Here is a 25,510-nt window from a genome sequence, read left to right as displayed (position 1 = left end):
CCTCGTTCATGACTGAGATCTCCCCCTCCTACCTCGCCACGACAGCGGACGCCTACGGCTCCATCGCCCCCCTCTACGACGAACTCGCCCGCGGCGCGCTCGACGCCTTCCCGCTGGATCGCGCGGTGCTCGCGGCGTTCGCCGAACTCGCGTCCGCCGGCGCCGGGCCGGTCGCCGAACTGGGATGCGGCCCCGGGTGGACGACGGCGCACCTGAGGGACCTGGGGCTTGAGGTCTTCGGCATCGACCTGTCGCCGGTGATGGTCGATCTCGCCCGCGAGAATCACCCGGATCTGCGGTTCGAGGTCGGCTCCATGGACGCCCTGGACCTGGCCGACGGCAAGCTGAGCGGCATCCTGTCCTGGTACTCGGTCATCCACACCCCGCCGGAGGAGCTGCCTCCGTACTTCGCCGAGTTCCGGCGGGTCCTCGCCCCCGGCGGCCACCTCTTGCTCGGGTTCTTCGAGTCGGAGGGCGGGCCGGTCACGGCGTTCGACCACAAGGTCACGACCGCCTACCGCTGGCCGGTCGACGGCCTCGCGGACTTGGCCCGCGAGGCCGGATTCGTGGAAATCGGACGGATGTTGCGCGAGCCGGGCGAGAACGAACGTTTCCGCCGCGGCCACCTCCTGATGCGCGCGGGCGACTAGCTCAGGCGCCGGCCGGGTGGCGGGGCGCGCGGCGCATGGACCACAAGGTCGGCCCGCCGCCCGGCAGTTGGACCTCGCCGAGCACCGTGAAGCCGAAGTGCTCGTAGACGGGCAGGTTCGAGGGCTTGGAAGATTCCAGGTAGGCGGGCAGACCGTCCGCGTCGGCCTTGGCGAGGCCCGAGCGCAGGAGTGCGGCGCCCTGCCCCTGGCCCTGGGCGGCCGGGTCCGCGCCGACCACCGCCAGGTACCAGTGCGGCTCCTGGGGGCCGTGCGCGGCGGCGGCCGCCGCGGCCTCCTGGAACAGCGCGGCCCGGTCGCCCAGGATCTCCACGAGCTCCTGGATCGTCTCCGCGTCGGGAACGGCCTTGTCCTGCGCGCCCGGCGGCACCCAGTACGCGGCCGCGGACGCGGTGTGTTCGCAGACGCCGTGGTGGACGTACTGGCGGGTGAAGAGCGTCGAGAAGTAGCGGCCGAGCCCTGTCTCGCGCGTGGCGTCGTCGGGGAAGAACCAGCGCATCATCGGGTCGTCGTCGAAGGCGCGGGCCAGGGTCCGGCCGATCCGCGAAGCATCGTCGATGGTGGCTGTTTTGGGCGTAGTCGTCGTTGACATAAAGGTCATTCTCCACCCGATGATCTTGGACTGGCGGGCCGGGTCCACCGCGACAATCGACTCGCTCGCGCCGCGCGCTGAATCTATCCTCGGCGAAGCGGGGCCGCGCGGTCCCGCAGGTTGCGGCGCCGTGGCAGAGCGGCCCATTGCGATCGGCGTGCGGGAAGCCCTCCGCATGTCGACTGAAGGGGAGCCGGGCGGGCCTTGCCTCTCCCTCCGCGGGTTCGCATCCCGCCGGTGTCGCAGCCGACCCGTGTCAGAGCCGTACGTCCGCCTCCGCCGACTGGAGTTCGCATGAGCACGCCCGTCCCCGCCGCCGCGGTGTTCGTCGGACCGGAGCAGACCGCGGCCGTCGGGCGGGGGCAGATCAGCGTCCTGTGGTCGCTCGGCGAACGAACGAGGGATCTGGACGCAGCCGTCGTCCGGCTGGCCCCGGGCGCGAGCCTCGGCGACCACCTGGAGGAGTACGGGCTCCTGTTCAGCGTCCTGGCCGGTACGGGTGAACTCCGCACGCCTGGCCACGCCTGGCCGCTCGCACCGGGCGCCCTGGCCTGGCTCCCCGCGGGCCTCACCCGGTCCGTGGACGCGGGAGAGGGAGGGCTCGTCTACACGACCACCCATCGCCGACGCCCCGCCCTCGGCGCCGGTCGTGACGGTGCCTCCGACGCGGGCGAGCCGGTCTGCCTGCTCGGCCGCGTCTGCCCCGGCTGCGGCCGCCTCGCCACCGAGGGCGACGCCCGGTACTGTGCCCGCTGCGGCACGCCGTTGGCGGACTGACCGATGGCTCAAGCGAAGGCGGGCCGGCCCGAAAAGCCCGGTGCGCAGGACGTCCTGGCCGGCGACCACCGCTCCGCGCACCTCCTGGCCGAGAACGTGCACTGCGTCCTCGGGGACCGCATGGTGCTGCGCGATGTCTCCCTGAAGGTGTCCCGTGGCGAGCGCGTGGGCCTGATCGGTGAGAACGGCCGGGGAAAGTCGACGTTGCTGCGCGCCCTCGCCGGTGACCTCGTGCCGCAGCGCGGCCAGGTCGTACGGGCGGTCGCGGGCCACGTGGGATTCCTGCCGCAGCAGCCCGGCTTCCCCGCCGGGGCCACCATCGAGACCGTCATCGCGCGGGCGACCGCCGAGTTCGCCGAGATGACCGAACGGATGCGGGCCGCCGAGGAGTTGATGTCGTCCGCCACGGAGGACCTGAGCGAGGTGCTCGGCGAGTACGGCCGTCTCCAGGACGAATTCGCCCGACGCGGTGGCTGGGAACTCGACGCCCGCGTCGGCGAGGTCCTCGATGTCTTCGGCCTGGGCGGCCTGGACCGGAGCCGGCCCACCGGGACACTGTCGGGAGGCGAGCGGTCCCGACTGACGCTCGCCGAACTCGTCCTCACCGAACCCGCCGGGCTGCTCCTCGACGAGCCGACCAACCACCTCGACGACCGTGCGGTGGACTGGCTCGTCCAGTGGCTGGTCCAGTACCAGGGGCCGTGCCTCATCGCGTCGCACGACCGGCTGCTGCTCGACACGGCCGTCACCGCCATCGTCGACCTGGACGGCTTCCGCGGCTCCACCGTCCGCTACGGCGGCGGTTACCGCGACTATCTCGACGAACGGGCCGCGGCCCAGGCGCGCTGGTGGCAGCAGTACCGCGACTGGCGCCAGGAACTGGCCGAGGCGCGGCGCAGGCTCGACAGGGCGGGCCGGACGGGCCGTACCTTCGGCGCGATGCGGGACAGCGACAAGCTGTCGTACAACCTCGCCGGAGGCGGTGCCCAGGCCGCCGCGTCCCGCGCCACCCGCGCGGCCCGGCAGCAACTGGGGAGGCTGCTTGACGAGGAAGTGCGACGCCCGCCCGAACCGCTGTCCTTCCGGCCGCCGTTCCCGGCGAAGGGGCAGGCGCCGGATCAGGCCGCGCAGACCAGTGGTGTGCTGCTGCGGGCGGAGGGCCTGGTCGTCGGCGATGTGGTGCGGGGCGTGGACCTGGAGCTCGCTCCCGGTGCGCTGCATGTGATCACCGGAGCGAACGGCGCGGGCAAGACCACCCTCCTGAGCGTCCTGGCAGGGCTACGGGAGCCCGACGCCGGGGTGGTGGTACGGGAACCGGGCCTGCGCGTCGGCTACTTGCCGCAGGAGAGCGACTTCGCCCAGGAGAAGCGCGGTGTGCTGGCCACCTTCGCCGCCCACCGCGCGTCCCATCACGACGACGCGGCAAGGGAGTTGACCCGGTTCGGGCTGTTCACGACCTCGGACTTCGATGTGCCGGTCGACCGGCTCTCCGTGGGCCAGTTGCGACGCCTCGAACTCGCGCTGCTGTTCGCGCGGCGCCCGCACCTCCTGCTGCTCGACGAGCCGACCAACCACCTCAGCCTGGCGCTGGTCGAGCAACTGCAGGAGGCCGTCGCGCAGTTCACGGGGCCGGTCGTGATGGTCACCCACGACCGGGCCTTGCGCGAGCGCCACCGGGGCAGCCTGCTGGAACTGTCCGGGGGACGGCTGGTCGAGCAGGGCTGAAGGGGGCGGTCGCCGCCCCTCTCAGTTGTCCACGTCTCCGTACGTCGTGCCGACCTTGAGCCCGTCGATCCAGTTGATGACCCGCTTGTCCTTGACCTCGGAGCCGTACGAACCAAATCGGGTGTCATTGCCCAGGTCGTCCCAGGTGCGGCCGGAGAACTCGGCGACCTTGGTGCCGTTGTAGAAGGCCGACACCCACCCCGCCGAGGCATCGGAGGAGGTGTGGATGCCGAGCACGATGCGCTTGTACGTGCTGGTGGTGACGGGAGTGGACCACTTGAGGGTCCACTTCTCGCCGGTCTCGATGTGGAACAGCTTGAGAACGCCGCCCTCCACCTTCATCAACACCGGGTAGTTCTGCTGGTGTTGGTCGTTGGTGCCGTACGACTTCCACTGGAAGATCGTGCCCGCGTCCGGGGTGTTGGTGGAGGTGTCCCAGCCGATCCAGTACGTCGAGTTGTTCTTGAAGACGTACCGCGAGCCGCCGACGCTGATTCCGTGCGCCTCGCACCGTTCGAGGCCGAGTGGTTTGTTGAACTTGAAGACCTGGCCGCGGCCGTCGCTGTTGTCCTGCGTGGTGACGCTGCCGGGCGATTCGCACAAGGTCGAGGAGAACACGCCGGTCCCACCGGAGGCGTCGCCGTCCCAGATGACGGAGGCGTCGGCGGGTGCGGCGGTGAACAGGACCAGGGAGGACGCGGCGGCCGTGAGCGTGCCGGTTCGCTTGCGCATGGGGGCTCCTTGCAAGTGGGGGGGGGAGAGCCTCGCGTGGTAAGCGGTTTCTAGCACGGTCGTGTCTGAACACTCAAGGGTGTAGCGGCAGTTGGGCGCCTTGATGCAGAAAACGGTGTCTGGTGCCCGGCGGGAGCCTGCCGCACGGGGCACATCCGCCGGAGCGGTGATCAGCCCAGGACGAGCGGCAGTCGTCCGTCCAGCTCACCCAGGTCGGACTTCTCCGCCTCGGTCGGGGCGCGCCGCCCGGTGCCGACCAGCAGCGCGTCCGTGTCCGAGAACGACGAGGGGAAGGCGGCGCCGGCGATCTGCTCCAGCATCGCGCGGCTTCGGGCGAGCCCTTCGGCGGGCGGCCCGGCCACGTTCGGGAGGTGGGCGATCAGGTCGAGGTGGTGCAGGGTCCATTCCATGACGTACGTGGTGAGGTAGTCGGCTGTGGTGAGGACCTCGTCGCGCGTGCTCACGCGGGCATCGGGATCGGCGAGTGCGGCGGCGCGGCCGGCGGCCGAACCCACGTCGTCGAGGTGGAACTTGAGCAGCCAGGGCTCCTCGTACGCGGCGGCCAGCCGGACGGTCAGCGCGTCGAGCGGGTCCTCGCCGGTCGGCGGTGTCGCGGAGACGTCCCAGTAGGTCAGCGCGTCGCGGGTTGCCTCTCCCTCGGCGGGCGTCACGAGGGTGATCAGGACGTCCTGGGCGTCGACGACCAGATGGCACACCAGGTCCCGCACGAGCCAGCCCGTGCAGCCGGACGGCCGCGCGAAGTCCTCGTCGGGGAGCTCGGCGACCGCCGTGCGCAATGCCGTCCATGAACGCGAGAAGAGATCCACGGCGCCAACGTAGTGCGGCGCGGCGAAGGGGGACAAGGCTGCCATGCGGGCCCGCGCAGGGCCCGCCCGCGCTTTCCCTGCCCTCCTTCGCGTCGGAGAGCTAACTCAGCGGCGTGGCGCGGATCGCGGAGATGTCGAACTGCAGCCGGACCTTCTCGCTCACCATGGCGCCGCCCGTCTCCAGGCGCTGGTTGTAGACCAGGCCCCAGTCGGTGCGGTCGATGGTGGTGGTGCCGTCGAAGCCGGCCCGCTCGAAGCCGAAGGGGTCCACGACCGAACCGAGGTAGTCGAGCTGCAGCTCGACGGGCCGGGTGACACCGCGGATGGTCAGGTCCCCGGCCATCCGGAAGGTCTCCCCGCCCTCATGGACCGTGGAGGTGCTGCGGAACGACATCTCCGGGTGGCGGCGCGCGTCGAAGAAGTCGCCGCCCACGAGGTGCGCGTCCCGCTGTTCCACGCCGGTGTCGACGCTGCCGACCCGGATGACGATCTCGGCCCGCGACTCGGAGGGCCGGGCGCCGTCGAAGTACAGCGTGCTGTCGTAGTCACCGAAGGCGCCTCGCACCGTCGTCACCATCGCGTGCCGCACGGAGAATCCGATGCGGCTGTGCGGGCGGTCGATGGTCCACTCCCCGGTCAGCGCGCGCAGCGCCGGGTCGAGTGCGGCGCCGGAGGTTGCCGAGAAGGGCGTACTGGGACCGACCGCCGGTATCGGCTCGAGGGTCGGGGTCTGGCGACGGCTGAAGATACCCATGATGTCGCGTCGTCTCCTTCGGAATTGATCACTCCGTGTTATCACGCCGACGACAATGGCCACTCAGCGAGATGGGAGGTCTCGTCCGGGTTCGAGGCCCCGGACCGGAAAGATGCACAAGATCGCCACGGATGTGAATGCACGAATGGATGGTCCGGCATCACACACCGTCACCTCGTGTCCGAATGGTCCGCTGGGCAGGGAATGTTCGGCCGTTCGACCCCACCGACGCCGAAGCTGTGATCGGCATTCGGAAGGTGCATACTTGAAATAATTCTGAGGGTCGGAGGCGCAATGATCGCACTCGGAATCATCCTGCTCATCATCGGTCTAGTGGCAGGCATCTCCATCCTGTGGACCATCGGTGTCATTCTCCTCGTCATCGGTGTGGTCCTGTGGATTCTCGGATCTGTCGGTCACGCGGTGGGCGGGCGAAAGCATTACTGGTAGGCGCATCCTCGATGTGCCCCGCGGGCCCCATGGCCCGAAGTGCGCATGCGGACGGCTCCTCCGGGTAGCAGGCTGAACTCGATCAACCTGTTGGACGGAATGGAGTCGGTGCATGGCCGGCAAGGGCGGAGGGCAGCGGACGCAGTCCGCGGCCCAGGGGTGGTTGGACCGTGTGCACCAGTGGTGGCGGCGGGCCCTGGACACACCGGGCTATGAACGCCACACCCTGCTCCTCGTCCTGAAGAGCACGCTCGCCGCGACACTGTCCTGGGTGGTCTCCTACTACTTGCTCGACGCACCGTCACCGGCGTTCGCGCCGTTCTCCGCGGTGCTGATCATGCAGGTGACGGTGTACCAGTCCCTGCTGCAGTCGTTGCGCTACCTCGGCGCGGTGGCCGTCGGTGTGGCCATGGTGGCGGCCCTGGGGTTCCTGGGCGGACCCGACCTGCTGACGTTCGTCCTGGTCGCGCTGGTGGGTCTGTCCATCGGACGCTGGCCCGCGCTCGGCGCGCAAGGTTCACAGGTCGCCACCGCGGCCTTCTTCGCCTTCTCCACGTATGCCGCGGCCACGTCCGCCACGCAGAAGCTCACCCAGCTCGGGGAGATCATCGTGCTGGTCCTCATCGGCTGCGGCATCGGCGTCGTCGTCAACGTCACGGTGGCCCCGCCGATGCGCTACCGCAGTGCCGAGTACGGGATCCGCTCCCTGTCCACCGCTCTGAACGAGCTGGTGAGCGACATGTATCCGGCGCTGCGCGAGGGCGAGGTGGACGAGGAGCGCTGCCGGCAGTGGCGCCGGCGGGCGGAGCAGACCGGAGGCCAGATCACGCAGGCCAAGGAAGGGCTGCGCACGGCGGAGGAGAGTCTCTACTTCAACCCTCGGCGTCTGCTGGGCAGGCACCGGGGGCGGGCCTCGTTCGAGGGGTACGGCGCGGTGCTCGGTGCCCTCGAACGTTCGCTGTACCAGGTGGCGTCACTGACGCGCGGCCTGCACCAGTGGCAGGAGGACGAGGGGGGCCGGTACGACGACAAGGCCTTTCTCGACGACTACGCAGGCTTCCTCGAATCCCTCGCGAAGATCGGCGAGGTGCTTTCCCAGCTGGACGAGGACTCCCTGACGGAGCAGGCCCAGCAGCTGTGCCGGCTCGCCGACGAGGCCCAGGAGGCCTGCCGGAAGGTGCGGGACGGAGCGAGCCGGGGCGGCCTTCCGCTGGCCGACCCGGCTCGTCCTTACGGGGTCCTCGTCGTGGAGTCCACCCGGCTGATGGAGGAGTTCCGGTACGCCTGTGACGTCCTTCAGCGGTACGTCGATGAAAAGGCGTGACCGGGCCCTCGGTCACCACCGACCTCGCGGTCAGTGGTGGCCGTGGGCGCTGGAGGAGGCGCCGCCGAAGAGCCGCGCGACGGCGCGGAAGGGCAGGGTGACCACCGTGGCAATGGCTCCACCGATGGATCGAAGTACATCTGCAATGGCCTTCAGCATGAGGGACCTCCAAAGAACGTCTTTACGCGCTCGTCTTGCCGTGTGTCGGGCTTCTTGCCGACCGTCAGATCGTTAACTGCCGAACGGCTTGTTCTCTACCGGTTGCCCTGCGAATGACGACGAAAACATGGGCCGCTTTCTACGGGGTCCGCATGCCGTGATGACTGCGTTCCTTAAAACGCGCTTGATTAGGGCTGATCCAATCGGGAACGCCTCCAGGGATACACCCGCCCCCGGCACCGAAGAATGGAGCACCCCATGCGCGCGCTGTCCCTGGTATGCACGCTGAATTCCTCGCCCACCGCGTCCAGCAGCCACACACTGTCCGATCAGGTCATGGCCGAATTTGACAAGCTGGGGGTCGAGGTGGAGACGGTCCGGGTGGCCGACCACGACATCCACCCCGGCATCTCGGCCGACCTGGGCGACGGCGATGCCTGGCCGGCCCTGCGGGAGAAGGTGCTGGCGGCCGACATCGTGCTCCTGGCCACGCCGATCTGGCTGGGCCACCCGTCGAGCATCTGTCAGCGCGTCCTGGAGCGGCTGAACGCGGACATGTCGGAGACCGATGACGACGGCCGGCCCCTGATGTACGGGAAGGTCGCGGCGCTGGCCGTGGTCGGCAACGAGGACGGCGCCCACAAGGTGAGCGCGGACGTCTTCCAGGGCTTCAACGACCTCGGTTTCTCGCTGGCGCCCTATGCCGTCACCTACTGGGTGGGCGAGGCGAAACAGGGCACCGACTACCAGGATCTGGACGAGACCCCCGAGTCCGTCGCCTCCGCCACCCACACCCTCGCCGTCAACGCCTTCCACCTGGCCGAGCTGCTCGCCGGCAAGCCCTATCCGGCACCCTGACACCCCCTCACCGGGCGGCCCCCGGCCAGAGCGAGGCGAGGCGGACCAGGCGGCGGAAGGACGTGAGATGAGCACGAAGGCGGGCGCCGGCAGATGGACGTGAGTGCCGCGGACATCGGATACGCCTGCATGGGCATCGGCGCGCTGCTCGCGGCGGTGCTGCCCCGCCTGGTGGCGCGCCAGCCCATGTCGATGCCGATGGTCTTCCTCGCCGTCGGCTTCCTCGTGTACCTGCTGCCGACCGGGCTGCCCGACCTCGACCCCTACGAGCACCGGGCGTGGCTGGAGCACCTCACCGAGGTGTGCGTCATCGTGGCCCTGATGGGCGCGGGTCTCGCGATCAACCGGCCGTTCGGCCGACGGTCCTGGTCCACCGCCTGGCGTCTGATCGGCATCACGATGCCGCTGACCGTCGTCGTCACCGCGCTCGTCGCCTGGGGCCTGGTGGACTGGCCGCCGGCCGTCGCCCTGCTTCTGGGCGCGGTGCTCGCCCCCACCGACCCGGTGCTCGCGGCGGAGGTACGGGTCGGTGAGCCGACGGACGCCGAGAACGACGAGGACGAGGTGCGCTTCGCCCTCACGGGGGAAGCGGGCCTCAACGACGGCTTCGCCTTTCCGCTGGTCATGGCCGCCCTCGCGATGTTCGCCGCCTCGCGGACGGGCTGGTCCGGCGACTGGGTGGGCCACTGGCTGTGGAGCGACGTGATCGTTCGCGTCACGGTCGGTGTGGCGGTGGGGCTGCTGGTCGGCCGGCTGCTGGGGTGGATGTTCTTCCGGGCCGGCTGGGAAGCGCTGCGGCTGTCCGAGCACCGGGAGGGGTTCGTCGCACTGGCGGCGACCTTCATCTCGTACGGCCTCACAGAATTGCTGCACGGCTACGGATTTCTCGCGGTGTTCACGACGGCCTGCGCGATCCGGGCCGCCGAGCGCGCCCACGGCTACCACGTGGTGATGCACACCTTCATGGAACAGGTGGAGCGGCTCCTCACCGCCGGTGTGCTGCTCCTCATCGGAGGGTTCATCGCCTGCGGCGGGCTCTCCGCACTCTCCTGGGGCAGCGCGGCGACCGCCGTCCTGGTGCTGCTCGTGATCCGCCCGCTCACCGGCTGGGTCGCGCAGCTGCGGGGCCGGACGACCCCCAGGGAACGCGTGGTGACCTCCTTCTTCGGCATCCGGGGCATCGGGTCCGTGTTCTACCTCGCGTACGCACTGGGGGAGGGGGACCTCCAGGCGTATCAAGAGGAACTGTGGGCGGTGGTGACGTTCATCGTCCTGCTGTCGGTGGTGCTGCACGGAACCGCGGCTTCACCTGTGCTCAGGCGCCTGGACAGGGTCGGCCGCCGCAACCGATGAGAGGGCGGCGGGAAAGCGGGGCCTATCCGTCCGGCGCAGGGGCACTCGGTTGGCGACAGGACGCCAACAAAGGGGAAATCGTGGAGATTTCGGGTCTCATCAGCGCTGTGGTGATCGGAATCGTCATCGGGATACTGGGGCGACTCGTCGTGCCCGGACGCCAGCGCATCGGCATCCTCTGGACGCTGGTCGTCGGCATCGTGGCGGCGTTGATCGGCACGGCTGTCGCGGCGGGTCTGGACGTGGCGGACACCGACGGCGTGGACTGGATCGAATGGCTCATCCAGATCGGTCTGGCGGCGCTGGGCGTTGCCGCGCTGAGCAAGGTGAAGCTGCGCTAGCGGCGGTACGTCGGCGGTGCCGAGAAGCAGGCCGGGGGAATCCCGGCCTGGTCAGACCTCGACGCCCGCCGCCTCCCAGGGGGTGGGGCCGGTGCCGTCGAGCCAGGCCCGCAGGTCGTCGCCGTTCACGCACACGATGCCGCACTGCTGCGCGTACTCCAGGGCGGGAGCGGTGAAGTCGCTCGTCGTGACGAGCGCCGCTATGTCGGCCTCGTGGACGGTGAAGCATGTCCCGCCGAAACGCTGCAGGTCCTGCGAGCCGACCTTGTTGTCGTCGCCGTAGCGCTTGCACTGGATGACGACGCGGAGCCCGTCAGGGGTGACGGCCAGGACATCGGCGCCCAAGTCGCAGGCGCCGCCGACCACTTCCACCTCGCGGCAGTCGTCACGGGCGCACAGCTCGGCTATGGCCTCCTCGAAGCCGTCGGGGTCGAGTTGCGTGAAGTCGTCCGGAGCGTCGAGGACGACCGTGGCCTCTTCCCCGTCCAACACCTCTGCCGCGGGGGCGGGTTGGGGAACGTCGAGCAGAAGCTCCCGCTCGGGAGGGCCCGCCGGTATCGGTTCGGGCTGCGCCCCGTCGTAGGTGGCCCTGGCGTCGAGGCTCTCGGAGGCTCGCTCGGCGGCCTCCTCCAGCGCCTCGGCCGCGCGGCGCGCGTATCTCGCGGCGGAGAAGCGCCGCCACCTGGAGCGGCACAGGTGCGCGGCCGCGACGGCCACCACGACGATCGAGCCCGCCCACAGCGGACGGCTCTTGACGATGTCCGCCGCGGTGCGGACCACGAACGCCAGGACGCACAGGATGATCGCGAGCAGGACGAAGAACAGGGCGGTCGCCCGCAGATTGAAGCGTCGCTCACGGTCGGCACGTCGAACCGGGCGCGTGGGTACGGTCATTGTTCTCCCTCACGGAGGACGACAACGAAGATCACTTGTCTCCGTGTGCCCAAGATCAACGACCTGAAGATCCCTCGATGCCATGCCTGCGGGTGCGCTCCGCGTGCCGCCTGCCTCGGTCGCTCCTAGGCTGGTGTCCTCGGGGCTGTCACGGAGGTACCGCATGCCCCGACCCGTCTGGTCAGGCGCGATCTCGTTCGGCCTGGTCACGATCCCGATCAAGGTTCTGCCCGCCACCGAGAACCACAGCATCAGCTTCCACCAGTACCACTTGGAGGACATGGGCCGGGTTCGTACGCGGAAGATCTGTGACCTCGACGGCAAGCAGCTCACGAACGCCGAGATCGGCAAGGGCTATGAGGTCAGCAAGGACACGATCGTCGCGGTCACCGACGACGAGCTCGACGAGATGCCCCTCCCGACCGCGAAGGCGATCGAGATCGCCGGCTTCGTGCCCTATGAATCGATCGACCCGATCAGGATCGGCGAGGGGTACTACCTGCAGGCCGACGGACAGGTCGCGAACAAGCCCTACACGCTGCTGCGCAAGGCTCTGGAGCGCAACAGCAAGGCCGCCGTCGCCAAGTTCGCCTGGCACGGGCGGGAGCGCCTCGGCCTGCTGCGCGTGCAGGACGACGTGATCCTGCTGCACGCCATGAAGTGGGACGACGAGGTCCGCAGTCCCCAGGAACTGGCACCCAAGGCGATCGACCTGGACGACGACGAGATCGACCGGGCGATCCTCCTCATCGACTCCATGACCACGGACGGCATCGCGGGCCAGGAGTGGGCCACCGACCGCTACACCGAAGCCCTGGAACAGGTCATCGAGGCGAAGGCCGGAGGCAAGAAGCCGCCCAAGCCGGACGAGGAGGAAGCGCCGGCCGGGCAGGTCCTCGACCTGATGGCCGCGCTCCAGGAGTCCGTGCAGAAGGCTCAGTCGTCCCGGGGCGAGACCGGCAAGGACGCCACCGTCCACGAGATGCCCAAGAAGAAGACGGCGGCCGCCAAGAAGGCCACAAAGAAGACGGCGGCCAAGACCTCCGCGGCCAAGTCTTCGGCCACCAAGACCTCGGCGGCGAAGAAGACCGCCGGCAAGAAGGCGGCCGGTACGAAAGCGACCGCCAAGAAGACCACCGCCAAGAAGGCGACCGCCCAGAAGACTGCCGCGAGAAAGCCGAGGCGCACCGCCTGAGCCGCGGGCCCTCGGTCCGCGGGGCCCAGGCGGTCAGGGGCTCGACGGCGCCAGATGCGCGCGCTCACCCTGCGGGCCGAACAGGGCGAGCAGCTCCGCGGGCCGGCTGTCGGCACTGCCGATCCAGTGCGGTACGCGGGTGTCGAACTCCGCGGCCTCGCCCTCGCCGAGCCGGAACTCCTGCTCGCCGAGCACGAACCTGACCTGTCCGTTGAGGACGTAGAACCACTCGTACCCCTCGTGCGTCTGGAGGCTCGAGGTAGGCGCCCGGCCTGCGGGCGGGTAGATCACCTTGTACGCCTGGATGCCCCCGGCGCGCCTGGTCAGCGGCACCATCACCAGGCCGGAGTGCCGCACCGGCCGCAGATGGACGCGGGGGTCGCCGGTGGGCGGCGCCGCGACGAGATCGTCGAGCGGGACGCCGTGCGCCCGCGCCAGGGGCAGCAACTGTTCCAGCGTGGGGCGCAGCTTGCCGTTCTCCAGACGGGACAGGGTGCTCGCCGTGAGGCCGGTCTCGTCCGCCAGTGCCGCCAGTGTGGCGCCCCGCGCCTGGCGCAGGGCCCGCAGCCGCGCCCCGACCCCGGCCAGGACGTCTCCTGTGGGGTTGCTGCCGCTGTCCGTGGTGTTCATGCCCCGATCATGCGGATCCGCAACTTTTCTTGCAAGGGTGGAAGGGCGCTGCCGAAGCTGTCGGTACATCACCGGCGGCAAGGCGCGCATCGCTTCGCGCCCGGTACGTCGGCCGACGAAGGGGAGCTGGATGGATTCCACCGAAGACCGCAGGGCCGTGGCTGACACGGCCGCCGGGGACGACCAGGAGCACGGCGCGGCGGACGAGAACGCCGCACAGTTCTGGGAGCGGCACTACCGCTCCCGGCGCCCCGGAGCGGCACGCGTCAACCCGCTGCTCGCCGAGACCGTCTCAGGACTGAACCCCGGCACCGCCCTGGATCTGGGCTGCGGCGGGGGTGGTGACGCCATCTGGCTCGCCCGGCGGGGCTGGCGGGTCACCGCCGTGGACATCTCCACCACCGCCGTCGAGCGCGTGCGGGAACGCGCCCGGGAGCTCGGCATCGCGGACCGGGTCACCGCCGAACAGCACGACCTGGCCGAGAGCTTTCCCGCCGGGCGCTTCGACCTCATCTCCGCCCAGTACTTCCACACCCCGCTGCAGCTGCCCCGCGCCCGGGTCCTGCGCACCGCCGCGCGTGCCCTGCGGCCAGGTGGGTTCCTGCTGATCGTCGATCACGGCTCCACCGCGCCCTGGTCGTGGAACCAGGACCCGGACATCCACTACCCCACCCCTGCCGCGATCGCCGCCGAACTCGATCTCGACCCGGCGCGCTGGTCCGTTCTGCGCGCCGACATGCCCGAGCGCCGGGCCACCGGACCCGCCGGTGAGAGCGCCACCGTCGTCGACAACGTGCTGCTCGTCCAGCACGCCCGCGTACCTCACGCCCCCGTACAGCACGTCGGAACGGAGTGACCCGATGTCCGACAGCGAGAAGGACACCCTGAGAGGAGTCCTCGATCACCTGCGGAACTCGGTCGCGAACAAGGTGGCGGACGTGCCGGAGCCGCAGGTCCGGACGGCCATGGTGCCCTCGGGCACCAGTCTTCTCGGGCTGCTCAAGCACCTGGCGTGCGTCGAACGCTTCTACTTCCTCGGCGAGGACGCCGGCGACTGGCCCGCGACCCTGCGGCCGACGGCCAAGGACTCCGTCGAGGGCCTGCTCGCCGACTACCGGGAGACGGTCCAGCGGGCGAACCAGGTCATCGCCGCCTGCCTGGACCTGGCGGGGCCCGCCCCACGCGCCCGGCGCCGAGGGGCGGCGCCGTCCATGCGCTGGGTCCTGGTGCACATGATCGAGGAGACCGGCAGGCACGCCGGTCACGCCGACATCCTCCGCGAACAGATCGACGGGTCCACCGGCCGCTGACCGCACCCGGCCCACGACCCGCCGATCAACCGCCCGCGCCCCGGACTCAGACCGGTTCGGGCTGGGGTTCCGGTTGCTGCGCCGGCACGGCCTTCGGCTCCCACAGCTTGGTGGTCCGTACATAACCCTGGACCACCGAGAGCATCGCAAGGACGAGAAGCGGACCGAATATCCACGGGTGCTTGGCCATCTGCATCGGCAGAAAGCGATAGGACACCAGAAGCAGCGCGAACACCATCGTGCCGTACGCGACGAGCTGGATTCCCGCTCGGTCCCAGCCACGGGCGAGCGAGCGCAGCGCCGCGTCGATCGTGAACGCGAACACCACACCGGCGATGATGTCCACGCCGTAGTGGTAGCCGAATCCCAGCGTCGCGCCGAGCGTGGCGACCAGCCAGAACACGCCCGCGTAGCGCAGGGCTCGTGGGCCCTTGCGGGAATGGATGAAGATCGTGGTGGCCCACGCCGTGTGCAGACTGGGCATGCAGTTGCGCGGGGTGATCTCGTCGAACGGCATCGATTCCGGGGTGGCGAGCGGCGGCGGCGTGTGGGGCCACAGGTTGGCCAGGGCCCAGTGCTCGCCACCGGTGCCGAAGGCGCCGTCGCCGTAGGTGAAGATCGGCCCGACCACCGGGAAGATCATGTAGATGGCCGGTCCGACCAGGCCGATCACCAGGAACGTACGCACCAGATGGTGGGCCGGGAAGCGGCGCTCGACCGACACGTTGCGCAGTTGGTACAGCGCCACGATGACCGCGGCCACCGCGAGCTGGATGTAGACGTAGTCGAGCACGTGGGCGCCGACGGACCCGGTGGCCGAGACCATCCGGCCCACCACCCATGAGGGGTTGCCCAGTGCGTGGTCCGCGGTGGCCACGTACTGGTCGAGTACCGCGGGGCGGGTCTTCGACGTGATGAGCAGCCAGGTGTCGCCCGTCTTGCGGCCGGCCACGAGGAGCAGGCTGAGGCCGATGCCCTTCAGCAGCAGGACACGTTCCTGTCCGGTGCGGCGCGTGAAGGCGATGACCGCACAACCCAAGATCACCCACAACGCGCCGTTGCCGAACATCATCTTGGCGTCGACTGCCCATCGCACCAGGAAGAAGACGACATCGATGCCGACCGCGACACCCAGCGCGATGAACCGCTGACGCCAGGTGAACACCACCATCATCAACGCCATGCCCGCGTACAGCAGAGGCCCTGACTTGGGGGCGAAGATCACCTCACGCGCCTGGTTCGTGATCGGCCCGGCCACGCCGTAGTGGCGCGCGGCGATCTCCAGCGCGACGAGGAACCCGAGGGCCACCACGGCCGCCGCGGTCCACGCCAGCGCGCGTGGCCGGCGCCACGCAGCGAGCACTGACCTGTAATCGATGCGCGAAGAGCTTCGCGATTCTCTAGATATCAATTGTTTTGGCCGTTTTGTTAGTTGCGGGTAATAGCTCACTCTTCGTGCTGGAAAGCGTTGTTTCCTGGTGAAGTATGGGCGATCAGGGCACTCGTCGTGAGTTCGATCATGTTAGCGGAGCAGTACGGAAGACGGGACATAAGAGTTTCCCCCCTCTTCAACCCCGCCTTCAACATCCGCTCCCAGAAGGCTACTTCTTGGTCTATACCAGCAACCGCTGCCCCAGTATCCTCATGCGTGCCAGTGGCACACCACCCCCACCCAGGTTGCGTGCTGGCGCGGGCGAACACCCACCGAACTCTGCCCCAGCAGCCGGGTGACCTCCCCCTTCGCCGCCTCCAGGAGGATCACGGTGAAAGTTCGCACCAGAAGCTCGGCGATCATCGGCACGCTCTGCCTCGTCGCCTCTCTCGCCTTGGCCAACGCATCCGCCGACGAGCCCACCCCACGACAGGCCCCGACGGTCGCACTCAAGAAAGTGACCACGGCCACGAACCCGACCGCGGGCACCGCCGGACCCGGCGGCACGGTCTGGCTGGCCGAACGCGCGGGCACCGTACGGGCCTTGGACCGCAACGGCCTGGGAAAGCCCGTCCTCGACATATCCAAGGAGACGACCACCGACGGCGAACGCGGCCTGCTGGGCATCGCGTTCGACAAGAAGTTCGCGCACTTCTACATCTCCTACACCAACCTCGAAGGCACCAGCACGGTGGACGAGTTCGCCGTACGGCACGGCAAGATCCGGCTCGACACCCGACGCACCGTCCTCACGCAGCCACAGCCCTACCCGAACCACAACGGCGGCGACATCAAGATCGGCCCCGACGGCTATCTCTACGTCGCGTTCGGCGACGGCGGCGCGGGCGGCGACCCGCACGGAAACGGCCAGAACCTCGACACCCTGCTCGGCAAGCTGCTGCGCATCGACCCCCGAGGCGGCGAGCCGTACGCGATCCCGCGGGACAACCCGTTCGTCGACGACCCGAAGGCCAGGGACGAGATCTGGGCGTACGGGCTGCGCAATCCGTGGCGGTTCTCCTTCGACGCCGGCACGGGCGACCTGCTGATCGGTGACGTCGGCCAGAGCGCGTGGGAGGAGATCGATTGGGCCCCGGCGAACAGCAAGGGCGGCGAGAACTACGGCTGGTCCCAGATGGAGGGTACCCACCCCTTCAGGGGCGGCACGGAACCCGCCGACCACGTGCCGCCGGTCCACGAGTACGACCGCACCGGCCTCGGCTGCTCGGTCACCGGTGGATACGTCTACCGGGGCAAGGCCATCCCGGAACTCAGGGGCCAGTACGTGTTCAGCGACTACTGCGACGGCACCATCCGCTCCCTGCGGATGCAGAACGGCAAGGTGACCGGCGTGAACGACCTCGGAGTCAGCGCCGGGGAGGTCGTCTCGTTCGTGCAGGGAGGCAACGGCGAGCTGTACGTGCTCGACATCGGCGGCAGCGTCTATCGCATCGCTCGCGGGTAGGTCCTGCCTCGCAGGCCACGCGGCAGAGCCGTCCGGGAGGGTGTGAGCACGCCCGCCCGGACGGCGTCAGGACGAGCGTGCTGCCGTGCTGCCGGATTTCGGTGGCAGAGTGGAAGAGCTTGTTCCGTCGCCGCCCAGGGAAGGTAGTCCCCGCATGCGCCTGCTGCTCATACGCCATGGCCAGACCCCGTCCAACCTCAAGCACCTTCTGGACACCGGGGTCCCGGGCCCGGCGCTGACGCCGCTGGGGCAGGACCAGGCGGCCGCGCTGCCGGAGGCGCTGGCGGCGGAGAAGATCGATGCCCTGTACGTCTCCACGCTGCTGCGCACCCAGGTGACGGCCGCGCCGCTCGCCGCCGCGACGGGTCTCGAGCCGCGGATCAGGGACGGCATCCGGGAGCTGTCCGCCGGGGACCTCGAGATGCGGGGCGACCAGGAGGCCGCCGCCGTCTACATGTCCACCGCTTTCGCCTGGTCCGCAGGCGACGTCGAGCGCCGGATACCCGGCGGTGAGAACGGCGTGGAGGCTCTGGGACGCTTCGACGCCGTCGTCGCGGAGGCTGCCGCGACGGGAGCCGAGACGGTGGCGCTGGTCAGCCACGGTGCCGTGATCCGTACGTGGGTGGCGGCCCGGGCGGTCAACGTCGACGTGGAGTACGCGGCGAACCACCCGCTGGCCAACACCGGCGTGGTGATCCTCGAAGGGTCACCCGACGAGGGCTGGCAGGCCCTGGTGTGGGAGGGGCGCCCGCTGGGCCCCGAAGGCGAGGCACCCGAGGACAGCGGTCCGACGGGAGAGGCACCCGTGCCGGTGGCCTGAGACACGGAGGGGCGTGAACTCACCGCCCGCCGTGCGACCCCGCCCCAGTGGCTTGCCCGGCGGGCGCGGGGGCGCGAGTGACCGTACGGTGGCCGAAGGCGTTCCCGAGGACGCTGTGGGTGGGCCCGTCTCCGTTCGCACGTGACGGGCCCGCCCCTTTTCTTGCGTGCGGTGCTCGGCTCACGCGCGGCGCGCGGCCCAGACGGTGCGCTCGGTGCGGAGCGCGAGGTCGCCGCGCCGCAGGACGCTGAGCGGGCCGTCGGTGTCGAGCAGGTGGTCGAGGGAAGCGCGGTCCTCGGCCGTCAGCGCCTGGGCGCCGGCACGCAGGCGCTTGAGGCTGCTCAGTGCGTACCGGCCGACCGCCGGGCTGCGGGAGCCGTCGACGTGCACGCTGATCGTGCGCTCGGCCTCGACGGAGAACCCGGCGGCCGCCAGCTTGGGTCCCCAGTCCGCGCCGCGGTGCGGCACGTGCTCGGCTGCTTGATGATCGAGCGCGGCGTGGCAGCGCTCTTCGAGGCCGGGCCGGTCGGCCGGGGCGTCGGCGGGAAGGAAGCGCGGGAAGCCCGCCAGCTCGACGACGGCGAACAGACCACCGGGCGCGAGCAGGTCATGGGCCATGCGCAGGGCGCGGTCGGGGTCGGCCATGTGGTGCATCGACGCCGACGCCCACACCAGCTCGGGCCGGCCGAGGTCGGGCCAGTCCGCGTCGAGATCGGCCGCCACCGTGCGCACCCGGTCGGCCGTGCCGAGTTCCTCCGCCTTCGCTCCCAGCCGGTGCAGATGATCGGCCGACGCGTCGACGGCGGTCACCTGCGCCTCGGGGAAACGGGCCAGCAGAGCGAAGGTGCCCGCGCCGGTCCCGCACCCCAGGTCCACGATGTGCCGCGGCGTCTGCTCGACGGGCAGCCACGCGGTGATGGACGCGATGTGCTCGGCGAGCGCCTCCGCGTCCAGATCGAGGATCTCGGCCTGGCTGTCGGAGTCCGGTGCGTGGTGTGAGTGGTCGGCGCCGTGGTGGCCTGCGTGCGAGGGAGCGTGGTTCATGCCGACGACGCTAGGCGCCTCATGCGCTTGGGGCAGCAAGTATCCCGGGGTGCGCAAGAAGCTGGCGCGCTGCGCTGCGTTACGCGCAATCCGGCATGCCCCTCGCGTCTCGCCTCAGGCCGGAATGTCACGGGCCGGAGCGCTGGTCGTCGTCCTTGACGGCCTCGTCCGCCTTCTCCGCGTCGTCCGCCTTCTCCGCGCGCTGATGACCACGGCGGGCGTCGCGGTCGAAGATGCCCAAGATTTCGCACGGTCCACCCTCGGCGCCGATGGCGTGCGGAAGCATCGTGGGGAACTCCGCGGCCTGGTTGGTCTCGACGCGGAAGCGCCGGTTGCCCAGCAGCAGGACCGCCGTGCCGGACAGCACGACGAGCCATTCGCGGCCGGGATGCGCGCGCATGCGGGCGGGGTTGTCGGGCGGCGGGTTCGTCATCCGCTGACGTACGACGCTCATGCCGGGTTCCGCCTTGATCGGCCAGCGCATGAGTCCGTGGGCCGCGTCGATGGTCGGGCTGGCGATGACGTCGTCGGTGGCGGTCTCGACGAGTTGGTCCAGGGAAGTGTCCAGGGCCCGGGCGAGGGTGACGAGCTGGTCAAGGGCCAGACGGCGCTGGCCGTTCTCGATGCGGCTGAGCGTGGACTGGCTGACGGAGGCGCGGGTGGCCAGTTCCTCCAGGGACCAGCCCTGTGCCACCCGCAGGGCACGGATGCGTTTGCGCACCAGGCTGTCCATCTCGCCATTGTCTTGCGTCATGGGCAACATCGTATGCCCTGGCCGCAAGGCATGCCTATCTTCGTGACGTAGCCCTGAACCGCTGGGGGTTGCGGGAAGCACGTGCAAGGAGGGGGCGCACCGCCATGCCCGCGAGTAAGGCCGACGTGGCCGCCGCCGACGCCGAGTCGATCCTCGCCGTCACACGGCGCGGCGCCGCCCGCATTTGAGCCCCTCCGCCGCACCTCCTGATACCGCGGCCCTCCAGCCCACCGTCGCACGGCGCCGCGTGCGGGCTGCGGCCCTACCCCTTCGCGCCCCTCGTCCGATCCGGCACTGATCCTGCACGCCCGCGGACGCCCCTTGACGCTCGCCCTTGGAGAGGAACCCATGAACACGAACCACCCCCAGCCCCCACAGCCGGGCGCTGCCGCTCCACCCGCCGATCCCGCCGATCCCGCCGGCGCCCCCGGCGTTGGGGCGCCGGACGCGCGGCAGCGCCGCACGATCCTGATCGCTGTCTGCATCGCCCTGATGGCCGTGATCGCCTCGGTGTCCGGGCTCAACGTCGCCCAGCCCGACCTCGCCATCGCCTTCGGCGCCTCGCAGAGCACCATCTTGTGGATCATCAACATCTACACCCTCAGTCTGGCCGCCCTGCTCCTGCCGCTCGGCGCGCTCGGTGACCGCTGGGGCCGCAAGCCCATGCTGCTCACCGGGCTGACCGTCTTCGGCATCGCCAATGTGGTGGCCGGTCTCGCCCCGTCGGCCGAAGTGATGCTGGGCGCACGCCTGTTCAGCGGAGTCGGCGCGGCGATGATCATGCCCATCACCCTGGCCGTCATCACCTCCACGTTCCCCGCCGAGGAACGCGGGCGGGCCATCGGCGTATGGACCGGCGTGGCCGGAGGCGGCGGCATCCTGGGCATGTTCCTCTCCGCCGCGCTGGTGGACGTGGCGAGCTGGCGCTGGCTCTTCGTCCTGCCGATCGTGCTAATCGTCGTCGCCCTCGCCATGGCGCTGCGGTCCGTTCCCAACTCCCGCGACGAGTCAGTGCGCAGCTTCGACACCGTCGGCGCGCTGACCTCCGTCGTCGCGGTGGTCGGGCTCATCTTCGTGCTGCAGGAGGGACCCGAGCGGGGCTGGACCGCCCCCGCGACCTTGCTCGGCCTCGTCGTGGGTGCCGCGGCCGCCGTCGGATTCGTGGCCTGGGAACTGCGCCGCCGGGACGCGGCGCTCCTGGACGTGCGCCTGTTCGCCGAGCGCTCGTTGGGCGGCGGCTCGATCACGCTTCTCGTGGTCTTCGGTGTCCAGGCAGGCATCTTCGTCGTGCTCTTCCCGTTCTTCCAGGCCGTGCTCGGCGGGTCGGGCCTGCTGTCCACGCTGGCGCTGATGCCCATGGCCGTGCTGATGATGGCGGCCTCGGGCCTCGCCCTCAAGCTGGCCACGCGAATCGGCGCACGCTCGACCATGGCGGCGGGCATATTGCTGGCCGGGGCCGGTCTCGCACTCATGGCCCTCTTCGTCTCCGTCGACGGCGGCTACCTCTCCGTCCTTCCCGGCATGCTCGCCATGGGCACCGGCATGGGCCTGTCGATGACGCCCTCGACCGAGGCCATCACCACGTCCCTGCCGCGCGAGCACCAAGGCGTGGCCTCCGCACTCAATGACGTCACACGGGAGTTCGGCACCGCGCTCGGCGTGGCCCTGCTCGGCGCGCTGCTCTCCGCCGGCTACCGCGGCGCCATCGACGACCGGCTCGACGGCGTGCCCGACGGTGTCGCCGACACCGCACGCGAGGGTGTCGCCAACGCCATCGGGGCGGCGGACGGCTCCGGCGCCCGCGCACAGGCGCTGGTGCGCGCTGCCCAGGAGTCGTTCGTCGATGGCTGGCAGCAGGCCATGTGGGCGGGCGTCGGCGTCATGGCCGTCCTGTTCCTCTTCATCCTGGCGAGAGGGCCGCGGCGCCCGGGGAGTTGAGCGGGGCCGTCGGGCGTGAGGGGTCAACACGCTGCCTCCGCGCCGCACTCAGGGCCGGGAAAGGGGGCCCATCCGGGAAATCCCAACTGAAGGAGTGATCTATGCGCTCGCAGGAGTGACGCTCCTTGCTGGGGCGCCGACCGAGTTGTGACCATCGCGGGATGAACGGACAGAAGCGGAAGGCCGAGTTGGATGGCGTCGCCGAGACGACGCTATGGACGTTGCACCACCGCGCTCTGGCCGCGAAAGATCCTGGCTCGGCTCTGCGGGACCCGAAGGCGATCGAGGTGATCGACGCCGTCGACTATCCCTTCGAGGGGCGGTTCGGCACCGGAAACTGGGGCTTTGCGCAGGGGATGGCAGTACGGGCGCGCTGTTACGACCGCGAGGTGGGACGTTTCCTCAAAGACCATCCGGACGGCACGGTCGTCTCGCTCGGTGAGGGTCTGGAGACGCAGTTCTGGCGGGTGGACAACGGCAGGGTGCGCTGGCTCGGGGTGGACCTGCCCGAGGTCGCGGAGCTGCGCCAGCGGCTGCTGCCGGACGCGCCACGCCACCGCACTCTGCCCTGTTCGGCCACCGACATGCGGTGGATGGACGAAGTGGATGCCTCGCGCGGGCTGTTGATCATCGCTCAGGGGATGCTGATGTACCTCCCGAGAGATGAGGTCCACCGGCTCATCGAGGCCTGCGCCGCCCGATTCCCGCAGGCGGATCTTGTGTTCGACACCCCGCCCGCCTGGATGGCCGCCCGCACCGAAGCCGGCCGCTGGAAGTACCCCGCCGGATACCGCCCGCCGCCCATGCTCTGGGGGATGACGCCGACGGAACAGCGCGAGTTGCGCACGGTCCACCCCAACATCACCGCCGTGCGGGCCGTGCGCGAACCACGGGGCCGGGGATTCCTCTGCGGATGGCTCCTGCCGCTGGCCAACTTCCTTCCTGCGATCCGTACGCGAAAACCACTCTGGGTCACGCGCGTGTCGTTCGGCCCGACGAATCAGCCCCAAGGAGTCACCCGATGACCGAACGCCTGGAAGCCGCGCGGGAGCAGGCCCACCTGTGGCCCCCGCGAACATCGCCCCAGGCGCGGGTCGGCGAACGGCCGCCGCCGGTGCCGGAGCAGCGCGCGGTCCTCGTGGAGGGCAGCACGCTGCGCCTGCGGGAGTTCCTGCCCGGCGACGTCGAGGGCGTGCTCGGCATCTTCGGCGACCCCCGTACGACCCGGGAGTTCGGTATGCCGCCTTTCCGGCACGCCGACGCCGCGGCGCTGGTCGAGCAGGCACGGGCGGGAGCCCGGCGGACCCCCCGCACGCACTACCGCCTGGGCGTCAGCGAGATCGCCACGGGTGAGCTGATCGGCTCGGCGAAGCTGATCGTCGAGGACCAGTCGGGCGAGGGCGGAATGGTCCGCGTCGGCTACCGCAGCGCGGAGGTGGGTTTGGCCCTGCGTGCCGACCGGGTCAGCGTGGGCCACAGCGTCGAGATCGGCTTCCTGCTGGGCGTCCTTGGCTTCGACCGGCTCGGCCTGCACCGCGTGTGGTCGGGCTTCATGCCCTCGAACGTCGCCGCGCAGCGGGCCATCGAGAAGGCCGGCATGGTCCGCGAGGGGCGGCTGCGCCACTACGGCCATGTGGACGGCGTGTGGCACGACATCGTCCAGTACTCGATTCTCGAGGACGACTGGAAGGCCCTGCGCGGCCGCTGAGCGCGCGGTTCACCACGCTTCTTTCGTACGTGGCGACGAATGCCTGCGGCCAACGTGCTTCCCCGTACGAACGTCAGTGACAGTCACCCTCTTAACCTGAGGTGGTGATCAGTGACGTGCCCGCGAACCTTCGCACGAGCCTTGCCCGCGTGCTCGAGGACTTCAGTCCCGCCCTGCTCGATCTCGTGCACGGCAGCCCCGGACCGGCCGACGCGGTCGGCGGGGTCGTCATCCACGACCCGGGGGACGCGGTGGCGTACCCGCCGTGCGCCATCGTCCTTGGCGTCGGCGTCTATGGGGCGAAGGAGATCGCCCGGCTCCTGTGCGAGCTCGGCGAGCACGGTGCGGCGGCCCTGGTGGTGCGCGGCCCGGTGGAGCGGGACGAGGCGCTGGCCGAGGCGTCGGCGGCCTCCTCGGTGGCCTTGATCAGCCTCACCCAGGGCGCCTCCTGGTCGCAGCTCACGGAGCTCCTGCGGACGCTGCTCACCGAAGGAGACATCGGTGAGGCGGGGGTCGAGTCGCTCGGGGGAGTCCCTTCGGGCGATCTGTTCGCGCTGGCCAACGCCGTCGCGACCCTGCTGGACGCGCCGATCACGATCGAGGACCGTCGCCAGCGCATCCTGGCCTTCTCGGGCCGTCAGGACGAGGCCGACCAGTCGCGCGTCGCCACGATCCTGGCCCGCCAGGTGCCGGACCGCTATCTGCGGATCCTGGAGAGCCGGGGCGTCTTCAGCGAGCTGTACCGCAGCGACCGCCCGGTGCACATCGCCCCGGCGACGGTCGAGGAGGGGGAGACGGCCATCCCGCGGGTGGCCGTCGCGGTGCGTGCCGGTGACGAGTTCCTGGGTTCGGTGTGGGCCGCGGTCGAGGAGCCGCTGACCCCCGACCGTGAACAGGCGTTCCAGGACGCGGCGAAGCTCGTCGCCCTGCACCTGCTGCGCCACCGGGCGGGCGCCGACGCGCAGAACCGGCTGCGGGCCGACCTCGTGAGCACGGTGCTCGAAGGCGGTACGGGCACGGTGGACGCCCTGGACCGGCTCGGTCTGGTCAAGGAGCCCACGGTGGTGATGGCCATGGGCGTCGCCGGGGAGAAGGGCGATCACGCTCAGCTCGCGGCGGAACGCCAACGGCTGACCAGCGCCCTGGGCATCCACCTCAACGCGGTGCAGCCGCGATCGGCGCTCGCGCTCCTCGGTGACGTGGCCTACGCCGTGGTCCCGGTGCCGGCGGACCCCGTGGCGGGCCGGGAGCGTGCGGAGCAGATCGCGGCCAACTTCGTGGAGCGGGCCGGCAAGAGGTCGCGGGTGGTGATCGGCGTCGGCTCGGTGGCGACCGACCCGTCGGCGCTGGGCCGCTCACGCACCAGGGCGGACCGCGCGCTGCGTGTGCTCATGAGCGACCTGGGCAGCAGGCGGGTGGCCTCGATCGGCGACGTGTACATCGACGCGCTGCTCCTCGACCTGAGGGATCTGGCCGCGGTGCAGGGGGACGAACTGCTGAGCCCGGTGGCCCGGCTGGTGGAGTACGACGCCAGGCACCGCTCACATCTGGTGGAGACGCTGCGCGCGTGGCTGGACGCCTTCGGCGACATCATCGCCGCGTCGGCGCACGTGTTCGTCCACCCCAACACCTTCCGCTACCGCATCCGACGGGTCGCCGAGGTGGCGCAGGCCGATCTGCAGGACCCGTCGGTGCGGTTCGCGCTCATGCTGCAGCTGCGGTTGATGCGCTCCCCGGGCCCGGACGCGCGAGAGTAGGAC

27 protein-coding genes are annotated in these 25,510 nt (G+C 70.2%); 17 read left to right on the top strand and 10 right to left on the bottom strand.

Annotated elements, in window-relative coordinates; genetic code table 11:
• Positions 1-8 precede the first annotated feature (8 nt).
• Positions 9-650: a class I SAM-dependent methyltransferase gene (locus AB0M70_RS34485; RefSeq protein ID WP_365826401.1), complete on the top strand. Its 642-nt coding sequence runs from the start codon at positions 9-11 to the stop codon at positions 648-650.
• Between the two features lies 1 nt (position 651).
• Here the strand turns inward: AB0M70_RS34485 and AB0M70_RS34480 are convergent, their stop codons facing one another.
• A complete protein-coding gene (locus AB0M70_RS34480; protein WP_365826399.1) occupies positions 652-1,269 on the bottom strand; it encodes a GNAT family N-acetyltransferase in 618 nt (205 codons plus the stop codon).
• Between the two features lie 285 nt (positions 1,270-1,554).
• Here AB0M70_RS34480 and AB0M70_RS34475 point away from each other — a divergent pair, with 285 nt between their 5' ends.
• Together AB0M70_RS34475 and AB0M70_RS34470 are read left to right on the top strand one after the other, a co-directional pair.
• Positions 1,555-2,037: a hypothetical protein gene (locus tag AB0M70_RS34475; RefSeq protein ID WP_365826397.1), complete on the top strand. Its 483-nt coding sequence runs from the start codon at positions 1,555-1,557 to the stop codon at positions 2,035-2,037.
• Positions 2,038-2,040: 3 nt separating this feature from the next.
• Positions 2,041-3,762 (top strand): ABC-F family ATP-binding cassette domain-containing protein, encoded by a 1,722-nt coding sequence (locus tag AB0M70_RS34470; RefSeq protein ID WP_365826395.1) that lies wholly within the window; start codon positions 2,041-2,043, stop codon positions 3,760-3,762.
• Positions 3,763-3,783: 21 nt separating this feature from the next.
• Here AB0M70_RS34470 and AB0M70_RS34465 read toward each other — a convergent pair whose 3' ends face one another.
• The 3 genes from AB0M70_RS34465 to AB0M70_RS34455 form a co-directional block, all read right to left on the bottom strand.
• Positions 3,784-4,494 (bottom strand): hypothetical protein, encoded by a 711-nt coding sequence (locus tag AB0M70_RS34465; RefSeq protein WP_365826393.1) that lies wholly within the window; start codon positions 4,492-4,494, stop codon positions 3,784-3,786.
• A gap of 170 nt (positions 4,495-4,664) precedes the next feature.
• Entirely contained in the window at positions 4,665-5,321 is a 657-nt protein-coding gene (locus AB0M70_RS34460) for a maleylpyruvate isomerase N-terminal domain-containing protein (RefSeq protein ID WP_365826391.1), read from the bottom strand.
• Between the two features lie 100 nt (positions 5,322-5,421).
• The gene (locus tag AB0M70_RS34455) at positions 5,422-6,075 is read right to left on the bottom strand and encodes a YceI family protein (protein ID WP_365826389.1); all 654 of its coding nucleotides are present in this window, start codon (positions 6,073-6,075) and stop codon (positions 5,422-5,424) included.
• Positions 6,076-6,369: 294 nt separating this feature from the next.
• Here AB0M70_RS34455 and AB0M70_RS34450 point away from each other — a divergent pair, with 294 nt between their 5' ends.
• Both AB0M70_RS34450 and AB0M70_RS34445 read left to right on the top strand, forming a co-directional pair.
• Positions 6,370-6,525 (top strand): DUF6131 family protein, encoded by a 156-nt coding sequence (locus AB0M70_RS34450; RefSeq protein ID WP_363206802.1) that lies wholly within the window; start codon positions 6,370-6,372, stop codon positions 6,523-6,525.
• 112 nt (positions 6,526-6,637) lie between these two features.
• Positions 6,638-7,849: an aromatic acid exporter family protein gene (locus AB0M70_RS34445; protein ID WP_365826388.1), complete on the top strand. Its 1,212-nt coding sequence runs from the start codon at positions 6,638-6,640 to the stop codon at positions 7,847-7,849.
• Positions 7,850-7,879: 30 nt separating this feature from the next.
• Here AB0M70_RS34445 and AB0M70_RS34440 read toward each other — a convergent pair whose 3' ends face one another.
• Positions 7,880-8,008: an LPFR motif small protein gene (locus tag AB0M70_RS34440; protein WP_263973004.1), complete on the bottom strand. Its 129-nt coding sequence runs from the start codon at positions 8,006-8,008 to the stop codon at positions 7,880-7,882.
• Between the two features lie 258 nt (positions 8,009-8,266).
• Here AB0M70_RS34440 and AB0M70_RS34435 point away from each other — a divergent pair, with 258 nt between their 5' ends.
• The 3 genes from AB0M70_RS34435 (at position 8,267) to AB0M70_RS34425 (ending at position 10,560) form a co-directional block, all read left to right on the top strand.
• Complete coding sequence (locus AB0M70_RS34435) at positions 8,267-8,866, top strand: NAD(P)H-dependent oxidoreductase (RefSeq protein ID WP_365826385.1); 600 nt, start codon at positions 8,267-8,269, stop codon at positions 8,864-8,866.
• Positions 8,867-8,959: 93 nt separating this feature from the next.
• The gene (locus tag AB0M70_RS34430) at positions 8,960-10,219 is read left to right on the top strand and encodes a cation:proton antiporter (protein WP_365826383.1); all 1,260 of its coding nucleotides are present in this window, start codon (positions 8,960-8,962) and stop codon (positions 10,217-10,219) included.
• Between the two features lie 80 nt (positions 10,220-10,299).
• Positions 10,300-10,560 carry a GlsB/YeaQ/YmgE family stress response membrane protein gene (locus AB0M70_RS34425; RefSeq protein ID WP_365826381.1) on the top strand — a complete coding sequence of 87 codons (261 nt, stop codon included), beginning with the start codon at positions 10,300-10,302 and terminating at the stop codon, positions 10,558-10,560.
• Between the two features lie 51 nt (positions 10,561-10,611).
• On the opposite strand, the gene AB0M70_RS34420 is transcribed toward AB0M70_RS34425, so the two are convergent.
• Positions 10,612-11,454, bottom strand: coding sequence for a restriction endonuclease (locus AB0M70_RS34420; protein ID WP_365826379.1), 843 nt, complete (start codon positions 11,452-11,454; stop codon positions 10,612-10,614).
• A 163-nt stretch (positions 11,455-11,617) separates the two neighbouring features.
• Between AB0M70_RS34420 and AB0M70_RS34415 the strand changes: the two genes are divergently transcribed.
• The gene (locus tag AB0M70_RS34415; protein WP_365826377.1) at positions 11,618-12,649 is read left to right on the top strand and encodes a Ku protein; all 1,032 of its coding nucleotides are present in this window, start codon (positions 11,618-11,620) and stop codon (positions 12,647-12,649) included.
• Positions 12,650-12,682: 33 nt separating this feature from the next.
• On the opposite strand, the gene AB0M70_RS34410 is transcribed toward AB0M70_RS34415, so the two are convergent.
• On the bottom strand, positions 12,683-13,279 hold the full coding sequence (locus tag AB0M70_RS34410) for an XRE family transcriptional regulator (RefSeq protein WP_365826375.1): 597 nt from the start codon (positions 13,277-13,279) through the stop codon (positions 12,683-12,685).
• 130 nt (positions 13,280-13,409) lie between these two features.
• Here AB0M70_RS34410 and AB0M70_RS34405 point away from each other — a divergent pair, with 130 nt between their 5' ends.
• Both AB0M70_RS34405 and AB0M70_RS34400 read left to right on the top strand, forming a co-directional pair.
• Entirely contained in the window at positions 13,410-14,135 is a 726-nt protein-coding gene (locus AB0M70_RS34405) for a class I SAM-dependent methyltransferase (RefSeq protein WP_365826373.1), read from the top strand.
• A gap of 4 nt (positions 14,136-14,139) precedes the next feature.
• Positions 14,140-14,589 carry a DinB family protein gene (locus AB0M70_RS34400; RefSeq protein ID WP_365826371.1) on the top strand — a complete coding sequence of 150 codons (450 nt, stop codon included), beginning with the start codon at positions 14,140-14,142 and terminating at the stop codon, positions 14,587-14,589.
• Positions 14,590-14,635: 46 nt separating this feature from the next.
• On the opposite strand, the gene AB0M70_RS34395 is transcribed toward AB0M70_RS34400, so the two are convergent.
• The gene (locus AB0M70_RS34395; protein ID WP_365826369.1) at positions 14,636-15,952 is read right to left on the bottom strand and encodes a phosphatase PAP2 family protein; all 1,317 of its coding nucleotides are present in this window, start codon (positions 15,950-15,952) and stop codon (positions 14,636-14,638) included.
• Positions 15,953-16,352: 400 nt separating this feature from the next.
• Between AB0M70_RS34395 and AB0M70_RS34390 the strand changes: the two genes are divergently transcribed.
• Together AB0M70_RS34390 and AB0M70_RS34385 are read left to right on the top strand one after the other, a co-directional pair.
• Positions 16,353-17,486 (top strand): PQQ-dependent sugar dehydrogenase, encoded by a 1,134-nt coding sequence (locus AB0M70_RS34390; RefSeq protein WP_365826367.1) that lies wholly within the window; start codon positions 16,353-16,355, stop codon positions 17,484-17,486.
• A 154-nt stretch (positions 17,487-17,640) separates the two neighbouring features.
• The gene (locus tag AB0M70_RS34385) at positions 17,641-18,306 is read left to right on the top strand and encodes a histidine phosphatase family protein (RefSeq protein ID WP_365826365.1); all 666 of its coding nucleotides are present in this window, start codon (positions 17,641-17,643) and stop codon (positions 18,304-18,306) included.
• A 180-nt stretch (positions 18,307-18,486) separates the two neighbouring features.
• Here AB0M70_RS34385 and AB0M70_RS34380 read toward each other — a convergent pair whose 3' ends face one another.
• Positions 18,487-19,350, bottom strand: a complete 864-nt coding sequence (locus AB0M70_RS34380) for a class I SAM-dependent methyltransferase (RefSeq protein ID WP_365826363.1) — start codon at positions 19,348-19,350, stop codon at positions 18,487-18,489.
• A gap of 127 nt (positions 19,351-19,477) precedes the next feature.
• Positions 19,478-20,104, bottom strand: coding sequence for an XRE family transcriptional regulator (locus AB0M70_RS34375; RefSeq protein WP_365826361.1), 627 nt, complete (start codon positions 20,102-20,104; stop codon positions 19,478-19,480).
• Between the two features lie 348 nt (positions 20,105-20,452).
• Here AB0M70_RS34375 and AB0M70_RS34370 point away from each other — a divergent pair, with 348 nt between their 5' ends.
• From AB0M70_RS34370 to AB0M70_RS34355, 4 genes are all read left to right on the top strand, one after another.
• Positions 20,453-22,042, top strand: a complete 1,590-nt coding sequence (locus AB0M70_RS34370; RefSeq protein ID WP_365826359.1) for an MFS transporter — start codon at positions 20,453-20,455, stop codon at positions 22,040-22,042.
• Between the two features lie 161 nt (positions 22,043-22,203).
• Positions 22,204-23,067 (top strand): class I SAM-dependent methyltransferase, encoded by an 864-nt coding sequence (locus AB0M70_RS34365; RefSeq protein WP_365826357.1) that lies wholly within the window; start codon positions 22,204-22,206, stop codon positions 23,065-23,067.
• Positions 23,064-23,750 carry a GNAT family protein gene (locus AB0M70_RS34360; RefSeq protein WP_365826355.1) on the top strand — a complete coding sequence of 229 codons (687 nt, stop codon included), beginning with the start codon at positions 23,064-23,066 and terminating at the stop codon, positions 23,748-23,750. Before AB0M70_RS34365 ends, AB0M70_RS34360 begins: the two co-directional genes overlap by 4 nt.
• A gap of 104 nt (positions 23,751-23,854) precedes the next feature.
• On the top strand, positions 23,855-25,507 hold the full coding sequence (locus AB0M70_RS34355) for a helix-turn-helix domain-containing protein (protein WP_365826353.1): 1,653 nt from the start codon (positions 23,855-23,857) through the stop codon (positions 25,505-25,507).
• Positions 25,508-25,510: the final 3 nt, after the last annotated feature.

Origin of the sequence: Streptomyces sp. NPDC051214 (assembly GCF_040682375.1) — a bacterium.
Lineage (GTDB): Bacteria > Actinomycetota > Actinomycetes > Streptomycetales > Streptomycetaceae > Streptomyces.
Note: the sequence above shows the minus strand (reverse complement) of the source record. Positions and strands in the feature narration are given on the sequence as shown.

What these genes read in the sequence shown, in the direction of transcription:
- AB0M70_RS34420 (WP_365826379.1), bottom strand. Translation starts at nt 11,454, where the DNA reads ATGACCGTACCCACGCGCCCGGTTCGACGTGCCGACCGTGAGCGACGC.
- AB0M70_RS34405 (WP_365826373.1), top strand. Translation starts at nt 13,410, where the DNA reads ATGGATTCCACCGAAGACCGCAGGGCCGTGGCTGACACGGCCGCCGGG.
- AB0M70_RS34455 (WP_365826389.1), bottom strand. Translation starts at nt 6,075, where the DNA reads ATGGGTATCTTCAGCCGTCGCCAGACCCCGACCCTCGAGCCGATACCG.
- AB0M70_RS34410 (WP_365826375.1), bottom strand. Translation starts at nt 13,279, where the DNA reads ATGAACACCACGGACAGCGGCAGCAACCCCACAGGAGACGTCCTGGCC.
- AB0M70_RS34370 (WP_365826359.1), top strand. Translation starts at nt 20,453, where the DNA reads ATGAACACGAACCACCCCCAGCCCCCACAGCCGGGCGCTGCCGCTCCA.
- AB0M70_RS34430 (WP_365826383.1), top strand. Translation starts at nt 8,960, where the DNA reads ATGGACGTGAGTGCCGCGGACATCGGATACGCCTGCATGGGCATCGGC.
- AB0M70_RS34365 (WP_365826357.1), top strand. Translation starts at nt 22,204, where the DNA reads ATGAACGGACAGAAGCGGAAGGCCGAGTTGGATGGCGTCGCCGAGACG.
- AB0M70_RS34400 (WP_365826371.1), top strand. Translation starts at nt 14,140, where the DNA reads ATGTCCGACAGCGAGAAGGACACCCTGAGAGGAGTCCTCGATCACCTG.
- AB0M70_RS34415 (WP_365826377.1), top strand. Translation starts at nt 11,618, where the DNA reads ATGCCCCGACCCGTCTGGTCAGGCGCGATCTCGTTCGGCCTGGTCACG.
- AB0M70_RS34485 (WP_365826401.1), top strand. Translation starts at nt 9, where the DNA reads ATGACTGAGATCTCCCCCTCCTACCTCGCCACGACAGCGGACGCCTAC.
- AB0M70_RS34435 (WP_365826385.1), top strand. Translation starts at nt 8,267, where the DNA reads ATGCGCGCGCTGTCCCTGGTATGCACGCTGAATTCCTCGCCCACCGCG.
- AB0M70_RS34380 (WP_365826363.1), bottom strand. Translation starts at nt 19,350, where the DNA reads ATGAACCACGCTCCCTCGCACGCAGGCCACCACGGCGCCGACCACTCA.
- AB0M70_RS34475 (WP_365826397.1), top strand. Translation starts at nt 1,555, where the DNA reads ATGAGCACGCCCGTCCCCGCCGCCGCGGTGTTCGTCGGACCGGAGCAG.
- AB0M70_RS34440 (WP_263973004.1), bottom strand. Translation starts at nt 8,008, where the DNA reads ATGCTGAAGGCCATTGCAGATGTACTTCGATCCATCGGTGGAGCCATT.
- AB0M70_RS34465 (WP_365826393.1), bottom strand. Translation starts at nt 4,494, where the DNA reads ATGCGCAAGCGAACCGGCACGCTCACGGCCGCCGCGTCCTCCCTGGTC.
- AB0M70_RS34445 (WP_365826388.1), top strand. Translation starts at nt 6,638, where the DNA reads ATGGCCGGCAAGGGCGGAGGGCAGCGGACGCAGTCCGCGGCCCAGGGG.
- AB0M70_RS34450 (WP_363206802.1), top strand. Translation starts at nt 6,370, where the DNA reads ATGATCGCACTCGGAATCATCCTGCTCATCATCGGTCTAGTGGCAGGC.
- AB0M70_RS34375 (WP_365826361.1), bottom strand. Translation starts at nt 20,104, where the DNA reads ATGACGCAAGACAATGGCGAGATGGACAGCCTGGTGCGCAAACGCATC.
- AB0M70_RS34360 (WP_365826355.1), top strand. Translation starts at nt 23,064, where the DNA reads ATGACCGAACGCCTGGAAGCCGCGCGGGAGCAGGCCCACCTGTGGCCC.
- AB0M70_RS34480 (WP_365826399.1), bottom strand. Translation starts at nt 1,269, where the DNA reads ATGACCTTTATGTCAACGACGACTACGCCCAAAACAGCCACCATCGAC.
- AB0M70_RS34385 (WP_365826365.1), top strand. Translation starts at nt 17,641, where the DNA reads ATGCGCCTGCTGCTCATACGCCATGGCCAGACCCCGTCCAACCTCAAG.
- AB0M70_RS34470 (WP_365826395.1), top strand. Translation starts at nt 2,041, where the DNA reads ATGGCTCAAGCGAAGGCGGGCCGGCCCGAAAAGCCCGGTGCGCAGGAC.